The sequence below is a fragment of the Pseudoalteromonas sp. SK18 genome (genome assembly GCF_001974855.1).
Lineage (GTDB): Bacteria > Pseudomonadota > Gammaproteobacteria > Enterobacterales > Alteromonadaceae > Pseudoalteromonas.
In genome coordinates, this window is the sequence record NZ_MTQB01000007.1 from 134894 (window position 1) to 153361 (window position 18468).

20 protein-coding genes are annotated in these 18468 nt (G+C 40.1%); 10 read left to right on the forward strand and 10 right to left on the reverse strand.

Annotation, left to right across the window (positions count from 1 at the left end; genetic code table 11):
• The first annotated feature begins 188 nt into the window (after positions 1-188).
• The 3 genes from BW139_RS07500 to BW139_RS07510 are packed head-to-tail and all read left to right on the forward strand — an operon-like array spanning position 189 to position 6516.
• Positions 189-1919 (forward strand): autotransporter assembly complex family protein, encoded by a 1731-nt coding sequence (locus BW139_RS07500; protein WP_076919247.1) that lies wholly within the window; start codon positions 189-191, stop codon positions 1917-1919.
• Entirely contained in the window at positions 1919-5590 is a 3672-nt protein-coding gene (locus BW139_RS07505; protein ID WP_076919248.1) for a translocation/assembly module TamB domain-containing protein, read from the forward strand. The genes BW139_RS07500 and BW139_RS07505 overlap by 1 nt, the downstream gene beginning before the upstream one ends.
• A 44-nt stretch (positions 5591-5634) precedes the next feature.
• On the forward strand, positions 5635-6516 hold the full coding sequence (locus tag BW139_RS07510) for a peptidylprolyl isomerase (RefSeq protein ID WP_076919249.1): 882 nt from the start codon (positions 5635-5637) through the stop codon (positions 6514-6516).
• A 33-nt stretch (positions 6517-6549) separates the two neighbouring features.
• On the opposite strand, the gene queF is transcribed toward BW139_RS07510, so the two are convergent.
• Positions 6550-7395 (reverse strand): NADPH-dependent 7-cyano-7-deazaguanine reductase QueF, encoded by an 846-nt coding sequence (gene queF, locus BW139_RS07515; protein ID WP_076919250.1) that lies wholly within the window; start codon positions 7393-7395, stop codon positions 6550-6552.
• 59 nt (positions 7396-7454) lie between these two features.
• Here queF and syd point away from each other — a divergent pair, with 59 nt between their 5' ends.
• Positions 7455-7994: a SecY-interacting protein gene (gene syd / locus BW139_RS07520; protein WP_076919251.1), complete on the forward strand. Its 540-nt coding sequence runs from the start codon at positions 7455-7457 to the stop codon at positions 7992-7994.
• A gap of 53 nt (positions 7995-8047) precedes the next feature.
• On the opposite strand, the gene BW139_RS07525 is transcribed toward syd, so the two are convergent.
• The 3 genes from BW139_RS07525 to BW139_RS07535 all read right to left on the reverse strand — a co-directional run bounded on the left by BW139_RS07525 (position 8048) and on the right by BW139_RS07535 (position 9441).
• Complete coding sequence (locus BW139_RS07525; RefSeq protein ID WP_008109410.1) at positions 8048-8821, reverse strand: Zn-ribbon-containing protein; 774 nt, start codon at positions 8819-8821, stop codon at positions 8048-8050.
• A gap of 13 nt (positions 8822-8834) precedes the next feature.
• Positions 8835-9104, reverse strand: a complete 270-nt coding sequence (locus BW139_RS07530) for a hypothetical protein (protein ID WP_008109411.1) — start codon at positions 9102-9104, stop codon at positions 8835-8837.
• 103 nt (positions 9105-9207) lie between these two features.
• Complete coding sequence (locus BW139_RS07535; RefSeq protein ID WP_008109413.1) at positions 9208-9441, reverse strand: DUF2789 domain-containing protein; 234 nt, start codon at positions 9439-9441, stop codon at positions 9208-9210.
• Positions 9442-9734: 293 nt separating this feature from the next.
• Here BW139_RS07535 and BW139_RS07540 point away from each other — a divergent pair, with 293 nt between their 5' ends.
• Positions 9735-10385 (forward strand): GNAT family N-acetyltransferase, encoded by a 651-nt coding sequence (locus tag BW139_RS07540; RefSeq protein WP_076919252.1) that lies wholly within the window; start codon positions 9735-9737, stop codon positions 10383-10385.
• 604 nt (positions 10386-10989) lie between these two features.
• On the opposite strand, the gene BW139_RS07545 is transcribed toward BW139_RS07540, so the two are convergent.
• On the reverse strand, positions 10990-11289 hold the full coding sequence (locus BW139_RS07545; protein ID WP_008109417.1) for a DUF3301 domain-containing protein: 300 nt from the start codon (positions 11287-11289) through the stop codon (positions 10990-10992).
• Complete coding sequence (locus tag BW139_RS07550; protein WP_076919253.1) at positions 11290-12318, reverse strand: DUF3549 family protein; 1029 nt, start codon at positions 12316-12318, stop codon at positions 11290-11292. It lies immediately after the preceding gene.
• A 103-nt stretch (positions 12319-12421) separates the two neighbouring features.
• Here BW139_RS07550 and BW139_RS07555 point away from each other — a divergent pair, with 103 nt between their 5' ends.
• The 5 genes from BW139_RS07555 to BW139_RS07575 are packed head-to-tail and all read left to right on the forward strand — an operon-like array spanning position 12422 to position 15957.
• Positions 12422-12742, forward strand: a complete 321-nt coding sequence (locus BW139_RS07555) for a YqcC family protein (protein WP_010388258.1) — start codon at positions 12422-12424, stop codon at positions 12740-12742.
• Positions 12735-13499 carry a tRNA pseudouridine(65) synthase TruC gene (gene truC, locus BW139_RS07560; RefSeq protein WP_076919254.1) on the forward strand — a complete coding sequence of 255 codons (765 nt, stop codon included), beginning with the start codon at positions 12735-12737 and terminating at the stop codon, positions 13497-13499. Before BW139_RS07555 ends, truC begins: the two co-directional genes overlap by 8 nt.
• On the forward strand, positions 13499-13948 hold the full coding sequence (locus BW139_RS07565; protein WP_076919255.1) for a flavodoxin: 450 nt from the start codon (positions 13499-13501) through the stop codon (positions 13946-13948). Before truC ends, BW139_RS07565 begins: the two co-directional genes overlap by 1 nt.
• Positions 13949-13963: 15 nt before the next feature.
• Entirely contained in the window at positions 13964-14839 is an 876-nt protein-coding gene (locus BW139_RS07570) for an NTP transferase domain-containing protein (protein ID WP_076919256.1), read from the forward strand.
• Positions 14840-14883: 44 nt separating this feature from the next.
• Entirely contained in the window at positions 14884-15957 is a 1074-nt protein-coding gene (locus BW139_RS07575) for a phosphotransferase enzyme family protein (RefSeq protein WP_076919257.1), read from the forward strand.
• A gap of 108 nt (positions 15958-16065) precedes the next feature.
• On the opposite strand, the gene BW139_RS07580 is transcribed toward BW139_RS07575, so the two are convergent.
• From BW139_RS07580 to ybeD, 4 genes are all read right to left on the reverse strand, one after another.
• Positions 16066-16305, reverse strand: coding sequence for a hypothetical protein (locus tag BW139_RS07580; RefSeq protein WP_008109433.1), 240 nt, complete (start codon positions 16303-16305; stop codon positions 16066-16068).
• 137 nt (positions 16306-16442) lie between these two features.
• Entirely contained in the window at positions 16443-17408 is a 966-nt protein-coding gene (lipA, locus tag BW139_RS07585; protein ID WP_008109434.1) for a lipoyl synthase, read from the reverse strand.
• The gene (gene lipB / locus BW139_RS07590) at positions 17405-18058 is read right to left on the reverse strand and encodes a lipoyl(octanoyl) transferase LipB (protein WP_076919258.1); all 654 of its coding nucleotides are present in this window, start codon (positions 18056-18058) and stop codon (positions 17405-17407) included. The genes lipA and lipB overlap by 4 nt, the downstream gene beginning before the upstream one ends.
• 19 nt (positions 18059-18077) lie before the next feature.
• Complete coding sequence (ybeD, locus tag BW139_RS07595; RefSeq protein ID WP_076919259.1) at positions 18078-18356, reverse strand: DUF493 family protein YbeD; 279 nt, start codon at positions 18354-18356, stop codon at positions 18078-18080.
• Positions 18357-18468 lie beyond the last annotated feature (112 nt).

The following is an 18468-nucleotide window of genomic DNA, read 5'->3' on the forward strand; positions in this document are numbered from 1 at the left end:
ATTAGCGCTATTGTAACCAAAATAAATTATTAAAGCGCAAGAATTTTTAGTTAAGCTCACAACGGTTTAATAGATTCGCTTAGTTTAAGCGCGGATAATGATTAAGTTAATGTTAGGCTCATTATCGCTATGCTATTATTGCCTTGTTAGTTCGTTGTTTTTTATGGGTACATAGTAAGGATGATTACTTGTTCAATCAGTTTTTAAAATCCGTTATTTGTTTTTGCTTATTTGTGAGTTTTTGCGCGATTGCAGCTGACAATACAATTGAAGATTATGAAATAAAAGGAATTAGTGGAGAGTTAGAAAACAACGTTGCTCTTTATTTAAAACCTTTAGTGGGTGAAAAACCAACGCGCTCACTGCGTCGTTACGCTAAATCGCAAGTTGAAGATAGCTTAAAGGCATTAGGTTATTACAGTTCAAATGTGACTATCGATTTTAATAAAGATGAGCGAGAGCTTGTTGCCACTATTGAGCGCGGCTCTGCAACTCGTATAGAGGCGCTTAATATTAGCGTTAACGGGGAAGCTAAACACGACCCGTCAATTCTGCAAGTAATTGAAAGCATAGGGTTAAAGCAAGGCGATATTTTAAATCATGGAGTATATAGCGCAGCCTATAAAAGAATTGAATCAGTGCTGTTAGAACATGGCTACTTTGATGCTAAATGGCCAGCACGAAAGTTTGAAGTGTCATTAAAAAAGCATAGCGCCGTTATTACCTTTACCATTGAAAGTGGTGTACGTTATCGCTTTGGCGATGTGTTAATTACCAATCAAAGCCCCGCAGAAAAATACATTCGCTCTTTAGCCCCATTTAAAATAAGTGAGCACTATAAAGCATCTAAGATTGCTGACTATAACCTAGATTTATCGAGTACTCCTTATTTTACTAGCGTGCGTGTTTACGCTGATATTTCAGCTAGAAAAAACAGCCAAGTACCAATTAAAGTAGACGTATTACATAAGCCCGCTAATAGCTACGAAATTGGTGGCGGGTTTAACTCAGAGATAGGAGGCCCCAAAATACGTTTGAAGTGGAGCAAACCGTGGATCACCAATAACGGACATTACCTTGAAAGTAATTTAAATGTAGCTGAGAAAAGACAAGACATTTCGATGGCATACACTATTCCGATTCATGATCCTAATGATGATCTATGGCGCTTATCAGCAGGTTATAAACTTGAGGATGAATTAGCCGACGATATTTACAGTAAAATATTAACCGCGCAGCTGCAAAGGCAATGGCTCACCGAGCAAAAATGGATAAGAACTGCATTTATCAGGCGCGAGCAAGAAACCTATCGGATTGGCGACGGGCTAGAACGCACCACAGAAATGTTATTACCAGGTGTCAGTTATGCCCGAAAGCAATCGAAGGGAGGAACCACCCCTTATTCGGGAGAGCAGTGGTCTATATCTGCAGAGTTTGGCCTCGGTAGTGTGCTCTCTAGTACCAATATTGTTAGGGTGCAATTACAGCATGCATGGTTGCGCACCTACCTTAATAAGCACCTTGTGTTTTTAAAAGCAAACTTAGGGGCCATGTTAGTTGACGATATTAACAATGTTCCATATTCATTAAGGTTTTATGCTGGTGGCGATCAAAGTGTGCGCGGCTTTGCTTATCAATCAATCTCACCAGAAAATGACAATGGCGATCGCATCGGTGGTAAATATTTAATTGCGACGACGGCTGAATATAATTACCAATTTGCCAAAAACTGGCGAGCAGCGTTGTTCGTGGATGGAGGGACCGCAACGAATGATTTTTCTGAGCAATTTGAAGTTGGTACAGGGTTTGGTTTTCGTTATTTAACGCCTATAGGGCCAATAAGAGTCGATCATGCATGGGGGCTCACTAAAGAAAGTAAAAGCACTCGTTTAAGTATTACCATAGGGCCGGAAATTTAATGTCTGTATTTAAAAAAGTCACGGCAGCACTTAGCACCTTAATTGTTGCTGTATTAGTGACATTGTTTTGTGTTGTTTTTACAGCTCCAGGTAATCAGCTAATTGCTTATAGCGCCAATAAGTTAGTTGACGGCTTAAAAATTGAAATAAAAAATGGGCGTTTTTTATATAATGATGCGTTTAATTTGCGCTTTGAGCGTGAAGGTTTATTACTTAATGCCCAGCAGCTTAAACTAGATTTATTTTGGTGGCACTGCGATGGTATGTGTATTGATAACTTAAGTGCTCGGTCTATAAAACTAAATTTACCAGCATCGTCATCTAATTCCCCTGATACACCTAGCGAACCGCTGGAACAAATCAGTTTGCCATTTAATATTGCACTTAAGCGTTTAGCGGTCACTGAGTTTGTGTTAAATCATCCAAGTGCAAACGTAGTTGTAAATAATCTGGAGATTGCTGCAAAGGCACAAGGTGCTGATATTCAAATTAAAAGCGTGAATATTCCGAGTGTTTTAATCGCGTTAAAAGAGCAACCTGGGGCAAATACAGCCAGTTCGGCCCCAATTACTGAGTTACCAGCATTCCCTAATATCGCATTTATGTCGCCACTCAATATTTATCTAGAACAGTTTAATATTGTGCAGTTCACGGTAAAGAAAGGCGAACAGCAAAATATAATAAATAATATTGCGCTACAAATGAAGCTAATAGGTTCTGAGATTAACGTTGCCTCATTGTCTGCAAATTATCAGCAGTGGCAGCTTAATACAGCACTTAGCGCAAAGCTCAAAGACAGCTTACCTATTAATGGTGATATCAGTCTAAAAGGGCATGGTTATGATGCCAATATGCAAATAGGCGGAGACTTAGAAAAGCTCAATGTTGATATAAAAAGCAATGAATCTTTTCCTTTTCAACTTGCAGCCACGGCTAATCTTAAACAATCAAATTATCCGTTCAGTATTAATGGCGTTGTAGAGCAGTGGATTATTGAAACAGCGAGTAAAGAGTTAAAGGTAACCGACGTAAAATTAACCGCGCAAGGCAATGCCAACGATTACCAATTAGCATTATTTGGTAATAGTCAGTTAGGTGCGTATCCAAGTGTGAATTTTCACAGCCAAATTAATGGCTCACTGAGCGAAGCAAACTTAAAAACCTTAGCCCTTAAAGCGAATGATAGTCAGGCTACTATCCAAGCGAATGTCGATTGGCAAAATGGGGTTAGTGCTAACTTTAGCGGCGGGCTATCGAGTTTAAAAGCGCAATACCTTACTGACACACTCACTAGCGATATTTCAGGGCAGTTTAAAGGGGCATTTGTTGCCAGTTCAAATAGCTGGCAGTTAAGTATGGATGATACCCACTTAAGCGGGTTACTAAATGATGTACCGCTTAATTTTGTTGCTCAATTTAACTTAAATGATGAACTTAAAGCCACTGTAAATAAATTTAGCCTTAGTAGCGGTACAAACAGATTAACTTTAACAGGTGAAGTTGATCAGCAATGGCAGATTAATGGGGCAATTGCGCTGCAAAGTAATGATGATGCAAAGCTTCCGTTTATTGCTAATGGTAAAGCCGATTTAAGTATACGAGGCGAGCGGTTGACGCCTGCAGTTGATTTAGCGTTAAAGCTAGAGCAGTTTATTTATGACGAAATTAATATTAATAAGTTGGCGTTAAAAGCACAGTTAGACACCGCTAATGATTGGCAAACAGATATTAGCGTTACTCTTGATTCAGCGCGTGTCATGCATCACTTAATTAATAAAGTGAATATAGTTGGTAGTGGTGATAAAACTGATCATCAACTAAGTGCATCTATTGATGCTGATGCTGGGGCAGCTACGTTTGAGCTTAATGGCAAACTAGCCAACGCGAGATGGCAAGGTGAGCTCAGTAACATTAGCATAAGCGATAAAACGCTTAGTTTTGAAAACGCTAAAGATATAGCCGTAACAATAGATTCGAAAACGGGCAACTTTGATGTGAGTGCGCATTGTTGGCAATCAAGTAATAGTAAGTTGTGTATTGATAGGTTAAATCAAACCAGCGAATTGGGTCAGCTTAACGTAAAACTGGCCAAGCTTTCATTGCAAGAGCTAAAACATTGGTTACCAGATAATATAAGAACTCGTGGTGATATAGCTGGCGATTTTGCTGCTAATTGGCAAGCTGGCGCACTTAAAACTCTACGCGCTAATTTAAATTCATCAGGGCTTAACGCGGTTCTTATTAACGAAGAAGACCGATTTAAGCTACCTATTGAAACGCTAAACATAAGTGCTTTCTCTGATTCTAAAGTCGGCCAAATCGAAGCTAACTTAGAATCGAGTGTATTGGGTAAAGTAACAACCAAAGTTGATATTGATGATATTCAAAATAAGCAAACGCTTAACGGTAATATTCAAATTGATAAAATATTATTGTCGGATATACAGCCTTTTTTAAACACTCTCGAGCAGCTTAATGGCGCCATTCGTGGGCAAGTTGCCTTAGCTGGCACACTCAAAGAACCCTTGTTAGAGGGGAATTTAAATATTGAGAATATTAACCTAGAGGGCGAGCAACTGCCTATTGCCCTTAAAAACTCCAATATTAATGTGGTGTTTAATAAATCCACCGCCACTATAAAAGGGGATTTAAATGATCCAGAAGGCGGACAGGTAAAATTAACCGGTAATGTTGATTGGCAAGGTGAGCAACCAGCTGTAAACATGAATTTAGTCGGTAGTGAGTTTTTTGTGAGGGCACAACAAGGCGTTGTATTTAAAGTATCGCCTGAGTTAAAAATAAGTTTAGCCGACAACGCACTTAAGCTGGCAGGTGATGTTGTGGTGCCTTATGGGCGAATAGAAATTGAAGAGCTGCCAGAGGGGGCTGTACAGGTTAGTGATGATGAAATTATTCTAGATCAAACTACGCAAAGTACAAAAAAAGCGCCATTTGACTACGATATTGATTTAAAAGTAACAGTTAAAAATGATGTAAGAGTAGCCTCATTCGGACTTGAGTCTAAAGTAGTGGGTGATATGGATATAAAAATGAGCCAAGATTCACCCATTATTGCCATTGGTGAACTTAATTTAATTGAAGGAACTTACTTGGCATTTGGCCAAGACTTGATAATTAGAACCGGGCAAATTGGTTTTAGTGGCGCAATAGATAAACCTCATTTAAATATTAAAGCTATTCGCAACCCAAACAATACCGCTGACGGTGTGATTGCCGGTGTGACTTTAACTGGTAGTGTTGAGCAGCCAAATTTAAAAGTGTTTTCTGAGCCGGGTATGGACCAAGCGCAAGCCTTAGCGTATTTACTTAATGGTCAACCACTAGGAGAGGGCGACAGTTCAACCGATGCGATGTTAGCTCAATTATTACTTTCTCAAGGAGTGAGCAGAAGCGAAAGCTTAGTGTCTAAAGTGGGTGAATCGTTTGGTTTGTCAGATGTGAGCTTAAGCTCTAAAGGCAGTGGCGAGCAAACAAAAGTAGAAATATCAGGTTATCTTGCACCGAGTTTGCAGGTTAAATATAGCGTAGGGGTATTTGAGTCGCTTAGTGAAGTGGCGGTGCGTTATCAGCTTATGTCGAAGTTATATATAGAAATAACCAGTGGCTTGTATCAAAACGTCGACATATTGTATAAATTTAATTGGGATTAATTTTTATCTACCAATACTAATACCAATAATAAAAAGGAAAAGGTATGAAAAAATTTGTAATCACTGTTTTAGCATCGGCTTTGCTCGGCGGATGTGCCCAGCAAAGCACTTTACAATCAGCGCCGGTTAAAAACTTAACCAGTAGCGAGATTATTGCATCTGCAACGGATGAGCAATGGCGATGGGTCAACCCTGAGAACATTTTAAAACTAACGCTACCTACCGGTGCCGCGTATATTGAGCTCAATCCCGCGCTTGCGCCAAAGCACAGTGCTAATATTAAAAAGTTGGCACGGCAGGGCTTTTATCAGGGGACTCATATTTATCGTTTTGTTGAGCGGTTTGTTGCTCAAGGTGGTGACAGCACGGGTAAAAAGCTAGCTAAAACCGAAAAGAGTACGGTACCTGCGGAGTTTTATTTAACCACCACAGAGCCACTTTTGATCACCGAAATGGGTGAAGATGGTTATGCACCAATAACCGGGTTTTTAAATGGTTTTGCGGTGGCGCAAAATGAAACACGTGATCAAACATGGCAAATTCATTGTCATGGTGTATTTGCTATGGCACGCGACAACGATATAAATAGTGCTAGCACCGAGTTTTTTGTCACCATAGGGCAAGGTCCACGTTATTTAGATAAAAATATCACCGTATTTGGGCGAGTACTTACAGGTATGGCACATTTTCATCAGCTAGCGCGCACACCTAAAGGTGGTAGCGAGTTTAATCCTATTACAGATTTACAAGTATTAGCCGACGTTAGCAGCGATCACAGCCGATTTAAAGTAATGAAAACAGACTCAGATGCATTTAAACAGTTAATTTCAGCACGAGGTAGTCGTAGTGAGGAATGGTTTGCGTATAGCCATAATTACATTGATGTGTGTGGAATGCCTGTACCAACTAAGCAACTTAACGATTAAAAAAAGGAGCCTCAGGCTCCTTTTTTGTTTAGCTTATTGACGGTTTATTTTTACCGCAAAAGGGGTATCGTTATGATGCGTTGAGCGATATGGATTAATATCAAGGCCGCCACGACGCGTATAGCGCGCATACACTTCAAGCTCTTTAATATTCAATTGAGTGGTTAAGTCGCTGTAAATACGCTCTACACATTGCTCATGGAACTCATTATGGGTCCTGAACGAAATTAAATAGCGTAATAATGACTCACGACACACTTGCTCACCAGTATAACGAATAATAATGCTGGCCCAATCCGGTTGCGAAGTAATTAAACAGTTTGATTTAAGTAAGTGGCTATGCAAGGTTTCGCTAACCACTTTATCGCTTTGTGACTTTAAAGAATGTGCGTCAATATGGTAGTTATCTATTTCAATATCTAACTCATCAATACACTCACCAGGAAGCGGTGTACAAGGAATACAATTGTAGTCGTCAGCGCTGTATAAGGTCACTTTTACCGGGCTATTTACCGCATTGGATAAGTCATCAGTTAAATGTTGTTTAACAATGTCAATACTGCCAAAGCGACTTTGATTGAAGCTGTTTAAATAAAGCTTAAACGACTTTGACTCTATTATATGACTACTTTGGCATTCGAAAGTAAATAGCGCCACTGCCACTTGCGGTTTGCCTTTGGTATTTAACCAAGACAGTTCATAACCTGTCCAAATATCTTGCCCTTTGAATGGTAATGCGGCCTCATCAATACTCAACGCGTCGCGATTAAGCTTGCGAGCAATAGGAAAAAGCAAGCTGGGCGTGTATTGATCTACATACTCAGTAGATTGACCAAGTACGCTGCCTTTAAGATCGGGAGAATTGCTGTAATCTGTCATGTTTGCTCTTAAATAGTTACAATGGGAACATTATATCTAAATTAAATGAGTTTCACAGTATGTCTGTTGCAATGCAATTAGCCCAACTTCACCAACGCTTTAGTGAAAAAACCATCAAAAATACACAAAAGCAGCCACTCATTGCCCACGATGAGCAATGGCCAAGCCCTTGTGAAATAGGCACTGCCGATGAGAACGGTATGATCCAATGGCAAGCGGTAGTGAGGGAGCCTGCAGGTTCACTCATTAACCTCGCTAACGCATTAGAGCTTGAATTTCCTGATGAACTTAGCCAGTTTTATGGCCATATGTTTGCTGGCAGTATTTTAGCCAGCGTTGATGGTCATCAAGTGGAATTATTACAAGCGTGGAATGAGGATGATTTTGACTTACTGCAGCAAAATATCACGGGTCATGTTTTAATGAAGCGAAAGCTAAAGCAAGCGCCGAGCGTTTTTATTGGTTTAACTGATCAAGATGATTTACTTGTTACGGTATTAGTGGAAACAGGGGAAGTGTGCTTAGAATATGTAGGTAAAAAGCCGCATCATGTGTTGGCTAATAACCTCAGTGAGTTTATTGCTACATTAACAGTTTAAATAAGTAGGTGTTGCTGGTTTAATGCAACACTTCGCTCGTTTTTTCATGGGATTTATTGAAAATCCCATGAAATATTAGACACTAAACCACACGGCTCGCACCTAAAATCAAATAATCCAAACCACGGCTCAGGTAATTTCCATTCACCTTGGCAACTTGGGCATTTTCGTTCAAGCTCTGAGGCTTTATCAACCCCACCTACACGGTATAAGTAATAGTAAACAGGCTTTTTAGTTAAAAAGCTGATGCGTTTGCTAATATCTTTACCTCGGCGATACAAATCACTTTGTGTGCTGGCTATTTCCTCTAACGCAGGAAATTCACAGCGAGTTGCACCATTAATTTGAATTTGATCGCATGCTTGCCAATCTTCTTGCCATTTAATCAGGGTTTTATAATCGCCATTGGCAATTGCCGGAATATTAAATAGCGGAACGGGTAAAAAATCATCGCCACAATACAGTGGGCTGCAAGTATGCACATAAGTAGTATATAAAATATAGCTTGAGGGCTCTTTACAGCCATCGGCTCCATTTGAATGAATGTCTTGACCTATTATTTTCACTTTAGGTGCTAACAAGCCTGCATCATGTAGCTTTTCAACACTGTGTTTTACAAATGCACTGTTGTTAAGTGGGTGCATAGCATCCTCGGTCGGACACATAACGCGAGTGATAAAATAGCCATCTTTCAAAACCGTCGGAAATTCTTCTCCAATGATTTGGCCATTAAAACGTAATGCATTTACCAAGCGATTTATTGCTTGCTCGGCTTGCTCTAAGGTGGTGTCTTGGTAGCAGTCAAATGTTAAATCAACAACAAACATTTATAGTCTCAAATTATTTTGGCGCGAGTAATGTCAGTAATTGATCTAACTTTTGCTCAATTCTATCTAATTGAGAGTTGTTCTGATCTTCATTACTGACACTTTGCTTTGGGGTTTTCATTAAATTATAAATTGAATCAGGATTATTCTTATATTGACTCACCGCAGCAATAATAACCGGCATTGGGGTCGGTGTTGTTAAACGACTTTTAGTTAGTGCAACAGTGGGAACTTTGCCTTCATCAAGAAGGACTTTAATAGCTTCAAATACAGCAGCATTCATTCAATTATAACTCTTTTATAAAGTAAGCTCGCAACATAGGCGCTGCGAGCGGGTATGGTATCAATAAAGTGGCTAAGGCACATTAAAATGCGCATTAAATTAATTATTTTTGACGAAGCCGTACGTCTAGTTCATCAATTACTTCACTCCAATCGCCATCAACCGCTAGCGATTCGGCAATAAAATGTTGTTGGGCTTCATCCCAAAAGGGAGCATCTTGCAACAAGGTTGTATCGGCAATGGAGTGCGAGGCAATAAATGCATCTATTTGCGCTTCTGAATCCGGTAGTCCTAGTTGGGCGAACAAGGTATTAATAGTATGTTTTGTTGTATCCATAATAATGCTCCTAAATGAATTAATACTTAGTACTTATTAACTCTAGGGGGGAATGGTATATCTAGCCAGTTTAACCCTTACTGAATTTACGCTTTATTTACTCAATAGTAAGTCGCTAAAGCATGATCTGACTCAATGCAGTGGATGAACGTACTAACTAAAATGTAAATTCGCTTATTTATTGCTCTTGGGTATATAGTTATATAAGTATTTGGTCATCGTTGTAGTTCAAAATTAATCTCTTATGCGTTACTTGGCGTAACGATGGGGTGTAAAATAATAAAGGAAATAAAATGACAGCCACAGCAGAATCGACAGACGCCTTTAGTGTTCAGCATATTGCACCAGAGGATATAAGCACAGCAGCCAGCCTGATATATCAGGCATATCAAAACGATCCTATTTTACAAACTCTGCTTGGGTATAACGAAGATAACCTGCTCGATTATGAAAAAAAATTACGTGCACTTATCCGTGAAGAACTCAGTAGCTTTTGGCAAGACAAGCAGCCTTTAATCGGCCTTTACCGTAATGATAAATTAAAAGCGGTTGCCTGTGTATTTGAGTCAAATAGCCAATTACAAGCTGAGCGTTATTGGCATTGGCGATTAAAGCTGATGCTAAGTGCGGGTTATTTACAAACGAATCAATTAATTGAAAAAGAAAAAACCATTCGTGACGCACTAAAGCCACAAGGGAATTATTACTTTTTAGCATTTATTGCAGTTGATCCACACTTTCACGGGCAAGGGTTTGGTCGCACCTTACTAAAGGGTTTAGATGGCTTATTACATGATAACCCCCAGTCCTCTGGTATGGCGGTATTTGTGACTCGCGACGAGCATACGCAATTTTTTAAATCTCAGGGTTTTGAGCACTTTAAACAACTTTCATTTAACCAAGTTAAGGGTGAATTACTATTTAAAGTTGCTAATGCTCAATAAAGGTAGTTGTTCATAATGGCGCATCTGTAAGCTTATGTTCCAAATCGGGCACACCAGTGTGAGATATATCCTACATTAGTGTGCTCTTTGTCAGTTTAAATCCATTATTTATCCGTTTAAAAGCATCAAGCTTCTGTTATTTATAGCTATTTTAGTTTTTTCAATTTTGTGACATTAAATTTTTTAGTTTTCCTCACTATTATACCCAGCCGTTTGGTTTAAACTTTACTTTGTCAAGACGACATAGCTCAATGACTGAGCTAATGCCATGGATATGGAATCAGGCAGCATAGTAGTGACTAGCAGGAAGCGCAAAGGACAAGTTAACACGGATGCAAGGATGAAACAGGAAGTACATGAAGTACTAAAATAGCTAGGAGCTATTTAAAGGATACCAAGGATGATGCGATAGGATATTGCAGGAGCGTTAGTTTACGCAGGACGGCCAAGGCGGCAAGAGGATATTGCAGGATGCAATGGAGGGCTAACAGGGTAGTTTGCTCGTTCAGTGGATGATAAACAAGGATCAGGTAAAGGATACCTTACAGGATGTTGGCAATTGGGGCGTAACTGAGGTTACGCCTTGGTTTTTTGTTTACAAAAATTATATCTTATGTGGTGGCACAACCACACTTTTTAGCTTTTCATCTTCCATGATTAACACTCCCTGATAAGCATTTTCACCATCGCTTGAAAATTCAAAAATAAATTCGCTTTTCATGCCCGGTTTACCACTTTTTAAAATGCCAAACCGACGCTTGCTACAAGCCACACTCATTAGTTGTACCTGCAATTGCTCACTTTGGCGTTTGGCATGAACGTTCGCTGCTTCGGCTATTTTACGATTTAGCCAAAAAAAATAAATTACAGCCCCAATAAGTATGAACGTCCATAAACTAGCCATTTAAGAGAATAACCTTCCAATTGCGCGAGCTAACGTCTCGCTTCTGTTTTCTTTACGTAGTAATGCTAATAAATGTGGGCGAATAGTTGGAATTGCAACTAAATCTGCAAAAATGCTGGGAAATAACTCAGCTATTTTCTCATGGTGCGCACAGTTATCCATAAATACATGCAAACGCTGTGGCTCTTCTAATTGTTTAAAGCAGCGACCTGCAATAGTTAATAAAATGTCTGAGTCTTGCCCAAGCGTAGATTCTAAAGCGCAGTCAACCAGTTGTGCGCTAAGCCCTGTTGCTTGCCCTGATGATATGGCGCGAAGCGCGGCAGAAGCCGTAACCACATCATTATTCTTAAGGGCGGTTTGTCCATAACTTAACATTAACTCACTTAACGTGGGTGGTATTTCGATGTGTTCAAGCATTGCGCTTAATGGTTGTAATACTTCAACAGGTAAATTAGGCCACGCAGCGTGTAAGTGTTTTAAGTTATCAGCACTGTTGAGGCGATAAGCAAAATCAGCAATGCCTTGTAGTGCCACACTTTGCCAATTATCAAAACCAATCTGGCCGGTAAAATAAAGCTGGGCATGTTCGTAATACTGTGAGGCTGGTTGTTTTAATAACACTTTAACTTGCGCATTAAACGCTGCTAATTTATTTGCGTTAGGAGTAAATACGTACGGGTTATTATCGAGTTTGCCATCGGCTTGCTCGCCGGTTATTTCTGTTCCTAGTGCTTGAATTACCATATCTGCAAAATGGTCGCGGCTGGCACTAACAAGTTTACTTTGTTCATCAAGTGGAAATTTTAAAAACCAAACATAAGGTTCTTTACTGGCTTTACTGTCCCAAAATTGAATTGCTAGCCATGCATGGCCTGCTAATGGGTAAGGGTAAGGAACTTGTGCTTGTTCAACAGCTAAAAATTGTTGTTTATCAAGCTTGGTAATATGCCTGCCAATATCAAAAGCACGCCATTGAGTTCCTGCACCGTCTAAAAGCTGGCCTAATGTGGCTATATGTTCACTCATGAATTTCCAACTGTTTTTACTACAAAATTACGCTAATTATACGCCATAGCGACTGTTGAGGGAACAGGGTATAATTGTGCAATATACAAAGTAAAGGGTGATTATGACTGAGCAAACCCAACTCTATTTAACACAATTAACTGCGCTACTTAAAAAGCATCAGCTTTGGCGAAATGAACCGATTGATCCTGCATTGTTGCATTCAAGCGTGCCTTTTTGCCATGATACGCTTGCATTTGAACAGTGGTTACAGTTTGTATTTATAGAAAAAATTCAACAGATTATTACAATGAAACAACCGTTACCGCGTAATTTTGCGATTGCTCCTATGGCGCAAATGACACTCATTGATAAGTCCGGAAGCGAAGAGATTATTTCTTTGCTGACGCAATTAGATTCATTGCTTGGAGAGTCAGATGACTGAACGTCCAGCGCCAGTTGAATACGGCGAACTGAACATTCTCTATCAAGATGAGAACTATGTAGCGATTGATAAACCATCAGGCTTACTTGTTCATCGCTCCTTTTTAGATAAGCATGAAACTCAATTTGCAATGCAAATGCTACGCGATCAACTCGGTCAGCATGTTTTTCCTGTGCACCGTCTTGATAGGCCGACATCGGGTGTGTTGCTGTTTGCTCTAAGCTCAGAAGCCGCGCGTGATATGAATCAGCTGTTTATTGAGGGTACGATCTCAAAGCGTTATTTAGCTCTAGTGCGCGGATTTGCGCCTGAATCTGTTTTTTTAGATAAACCGTTAAAAGAAGAGCTAGACAAAATCGCTGATAAATTTGCCGATCAGGATAAGGCTGCTCAAGAAGCACAAACACAGTTTAACTGTTTGCATCAAGCTGCATTGCCTATCCCCATAGGAAAATACCCAACAGTTAGGTATTCTTTGGTAGAGTGTTTCCCTAAAACAGGGCGTAAACATCAAATTCGCCGCCATTTAAAGCATTTGTCATTACCGATAATTGGCGACGTTAATCATGGTGATAACCAGCACAATCAGTTTTTTAGAGAACACTTTTCTCTTAGACGATTAATGTTATTTGCTACAGAACTGCGTTTTGTTCATCCTTATAGTAATGAATCGATAATAATTAAAGCGCCTCTAGGTGATGCAATATTGAGTATTTGCAAACAGTTAGGGTGGCCAAGTGAAGAAAAGGATTATTAATGGCACATATTAGTATTTTTGTAGGCAGCGTGTACGGTGGTGCTGAACGTTTAAGTGAGCAAATGAGCGATACCATTGAGCAAGCCGGCCATCAGGTAAGCGTATTCGCAGAGCCAAATTTAGAAGATATAAAAAATGCATCGCATATTTTAATTGTTACCTCAACAACAGGCCAAGGTGATATACCCGCTAACTTGGCAGAGCTTTATAATCAGCTTAACAGCACCTTTCCAATGTTAACTAATAAGCCATTTGGCATCGTGGCTATGGGTGATAGAAGTTACGGTGATACGTTTTGCGGTGCAGGGCGTAGTTTTGATGAATTACTACGTGACTTACAAGCTAAACCTGTAGGTAATCGATTAGAAATTGATGCTTGTGAAGACTTTGAGCCGTGGCCTGTCACCGAGCCGTGGTTACAAACTTGGCTTGGTAAATTACCCTCTTAAATGCGCAGTCTCTAAATGAAAAAACATCAACTGAGTTTGATTGTACTTGCGGGTGGCTTAGGTAGTCGCTTTGGTGGCAATAAACAAATTGCAGAGATTCCAGGGCAAAATTGCACTATTATGGAGCTGAGTATTATTGATGCGCATGCTGCAGGCGTGACGCAGGTGGTGCTGATCATAAACCAAGCGGTACGCAGTGAAATAGAGCGTACTATTTTGCCCCGATTACCTAGTGATCTAGATTTGGTGCTGGTGGAGCAAAACATTGAACAGGTGCCCGAACAATTTAAAGCAACACTTTGCCATCGAGTAAAGCCTTGGGGAACAGGTCATGCTCTGTTGTGTGCCAAAGCCCACATTAATAACCCCGCTATTGTGATCACTGCAGACGATTATTATGGTGCGTCTTCATTTTTATTGCTTAGTGAGCATTTCAAAAAAAGCGCTGAATGGGCAATGGTAGGGTATCCGATTGTTGATACTCTTTCTGAGCATGGTGGTGTTAATCGTGGGGTATGTAATATTGCGAATGGAAAGCTTGTTGCCGTAACCGAGTATTTGAATATTCAACAACAGTCTGAGCATATTTTTGGCGATAACCCACAGGGTTTACGTGAAAAAGTTAGCCCAAATGCGCTTGGCTCTATGAGCTTTTGGGGGATAACCCCTTGCTTGTTTGATTATTTAGAGCAAGGCTTTACAGCGTTTTTAGCACAATACAATACCGCTACACAGCAAGAATATTTTTTGCCTAACCAAATTGAACAGGTAATAAAAACCAATGCACAAACTGTTTTTATTTATACCGCCCGCGAGTCTTGGTATGGTGTGACCTATAAAGCAGAGCTTGTGAATATTGCTGCACACTTACGTGCATTACGCCAAGTATAAACGTCCCTAATTATCCTCGTTTGAGTCCAAAGAGTGAAGTAACCATGAGTTCAATCCCATTAGCAGCCTTTTTATCAGCGCATTTTGGTATGGAAGATCCAATACTTAGTTTTAAACCAATAGGCAGTGGGCATATTAATACCACCATGTTGTTAAAGTCGACGCAGCAAGTGCTGGTGGTACAAAAGCTTAATACAGTGGTTTTTCCAAAGCCACAACAGTTGGTCGATAATGCCAGGCTGATTGAAAAACACTTAAGCAATAAGCAGCAATTAGGTGAATTTAATTTAGTTATTTTACATCATGTGCCAACAGTTAAGCAGGAATATTTAGTTCAAGCAGAAGAGGGCACATGGCGAGCACTTGAACTAATTGACGATAGCTACAGTGAAGATGTAGTAAACACCTCTGCGCAAGCATATACAGCTGCAAACGCATTTGGCCAATTTGCTGCGGCTTTAGCTGATTTTGATGCGAGTAAGTTGCATGCAGTGATCCCTGACTTTCATAATTTAGCTATGCGGTTTGCGTCATTTAAACAGCTTGTTAGCCACAATCCACAGCAACGATTAGCAAATTGCCAAGCAGAGGTTGATTTTTGTTTAACACAACTTTCATTGGTTGATGAGCTAAGCGCATTAACCGGTGAAATTCCTGTTCGTGCATGCCATAACGATACCAAAATTAATAACATGTTATTTTGCTCACACTCAAGCGCAGCTAAAGCGGTGATTGATTTAGACACCTGTATGCCAGGATATTGGCTCAATGATTTTGGCGACATGGTAAGAACGTTTTGCTGTGCGGAGCAAGAAGACTCTACCGCACTTGATAAGGTACGTGTACGAGAAGATATTTTTGCAGCAATTGTCAAAGGCTATGTTGAGCCACTTAAACATATTTTAACCGCAGCAGAAAAACAAAGCTTTTGGTTAGGTGCTAAAGTAATGCCGTTTATGATTGGTTTACGATTTTTAACTGACTACCTTGATGGCGATAATTATTTTACCACTAAATATGACACGCATAATTTAGACAGAGCAAGAAATCAGTTTGCTTTGTATCGCGATATTGTCAGTAAAAAGCAAGTATTGCAGGCTTTATTAAATAACGTCTAGGTATTAGTAGTAAAAAAGGGGAGTGGCCAAAGTGTAACCCGTTTTTAAACAGCTTACACTTTGTGGTGTGCTTAATTAAGCCGGTATGCAGGCTTTAGCTCAGTAGCATTAAGCATCCGCTAGTTTTACGCGAATTTTGCTTTTGTCTACTGTGGTTTGATTAAGGGCTTTAATCGCGCCTTTAACTTCAATGTCGTTAGGCATTTCTACAAAGGCAAAGCCTTTAGACTGGCCTGTTTCTTTATCGAGTACTAAGTTACAGGTGGTCACTTTACCGTGAGCTGTAAATAATGTACGAAGTTCATGCTCAGTAGTGGCACGTGATAAGTTACGAACTAATAATTTCATATATAACCTAAATAATGGGTTCAAGCATAATTATCTCAAGTAACCTTGCTTTAACCTAACGTTATTTTATAAACAGTAAAAATAACCGCTAAAAAAACAAAAAACCGCCTAATGGCGGTTTTTTATATTGCGAGAGGTTACTTTACTTCTTTACCTGCCGCTTGTTGATCAGCGTGATAGCTTGAACGTACAAATGGGCCTGAAGCCGCATGAGTAAAGCCAATTTCATCAGCATATTCTTTTAGTGCGTCAAATTCAGCAGGTGGCACGTAACGCTTAACGGGTAAATGATGCTTAGACGGTTGCAGGTATTGGCCTACAGTTAGCATATCAACGTTATGAGCACGTAAATCGCGAAGTACTTCCTCGATTTCGCTAATTTCTTCACCAAGGCCAACCATTAAGCCAGATTTGGTTTTAACCTCAGGATGCGCTTCTTTAAAACGACGTAATAACTCAAGAGACCATTTATAATCGGCACCTGGGCGCGCAAGTTTGTATAAACGTGGCGCTGTTTCTAGGTTGTGGTTAAATACGTCTGGCGGCGTTTCAATTAAAATTTCGAGTGCTCTGTCCATACGACCACGAAAATCAGGGACTAATATCTCAATGGTGATTTCTGGATTGTGCTTGCGAATTTCACGGATACAATCGGCAAAGTGCTGAGCGCCACCGTCACGTAAATCATCACGGTCTACCGAAGTGATCACTACGTAGCTTAGCTTCATGTCTTTAATGGTCAGTGCAAGCTTTTCAGGCTCTGCTGCATCGGGCTTTAATGGACGGCCATGTGCAACATCACAGAATGGGCAACGACGTGTACAAATAGCCCCTAAAATCATAAAGGTCGCAGTACCGTGGTTAAAACATTCTGATAAGTTAGGGCACGAGGCTTCTTCACATACAGAGTGAAGGCCATGCTTACGCATTGCTTGTTTTATGCCGTCAATCCGCTCGGTTGACTTAGGTAAGCGGATTTTAAGCCACTCTGGCTTACGGAGCATTTCGGTTTTTTCTGTTGGTAAAACTTTAACGGGGATCAACGCCATTTTTTCTGCGTCGCGTAGTTTTACACCTGGTTCCATTTTGACTGGTTTATTCATTCGTTTTCAAACCCTTCAGTATGCTTAACCTGTGTTGCATTAAGCTTTTTGATCATGTGTTTTACCAGCCCTTGACCTGCAGCTTCAAGGTTTTGAGGGCCATTTAATTCTTTAGTTTGCACCATATTCATGCCCGCATAACCGCATGGGTTGATGCGTAAAAATGGACTTAAGTCCATGTTAACATTTAATGCTAAGCCATGAAATGAGCAGCCACGACGAACTCGTAAACCTAAAGAGGCAATTTTGCTGTCGTTAACGTAAACACCAGGGGCATCCGCTTTCGCGTATGCGTTAATACCATACTCTGCAAGCGATTCAATGATGCACTCTTCAAGCCAAGTAACCAGCTCTCGCACCCCAATTTTTAAACGACGTAAATTAAATAATACATACATCATTTGCTGACCTGGGCCGTGGTAAGTTACCTGTCCACCGCGGTCAACTTTAATCACTTCAATGTCGCCTGGCGATAATAAATGCTCATCTTTACCGGCTTGACCTTGAGTAAATACACTTTCGTGTTCTACCAGCCAAATTTCATCTGCGCTGTTTTCATCGCGGGTATCGGTAAAATCTTGCATTTTTTGCCATATTGGCTTGTAACGTTGGCGCCCAAGTTGGCGTACGATTAAGGTGTTTTCGTTCACAATCAATCTCAGCTATGGCTTAAAGCATATGGCGTACGTCATCGATGTTGCTGATCACGTTATAAATTTCTTCGATATGAGTTCCACTGGTTACTGTGGCCACTAAAGTGACTGACTCATAGTTACCTTTACTGCTCGGTTTTACTTTTGGCGCATAATCACCCGGAGCGATAGGTTGTAACTTTTCTAAAATTTGATCAGTTAAGTTTACGTTTGCAAGACCCATTATTTTAAATGTAAACGGGCAAGGGTACTCTAAGTACTCATCAAATTTAGTGTTTTTAACAGGTTCAACCACGACGGGAACTCCTCAAACAAAAGTGTTGGCTTAACTTATACGTTAAGCTTTAAACTGACAGGCTAATGACAATCTTGAAATGATGTTATTTTTGACCTAAGCCAACGATAGT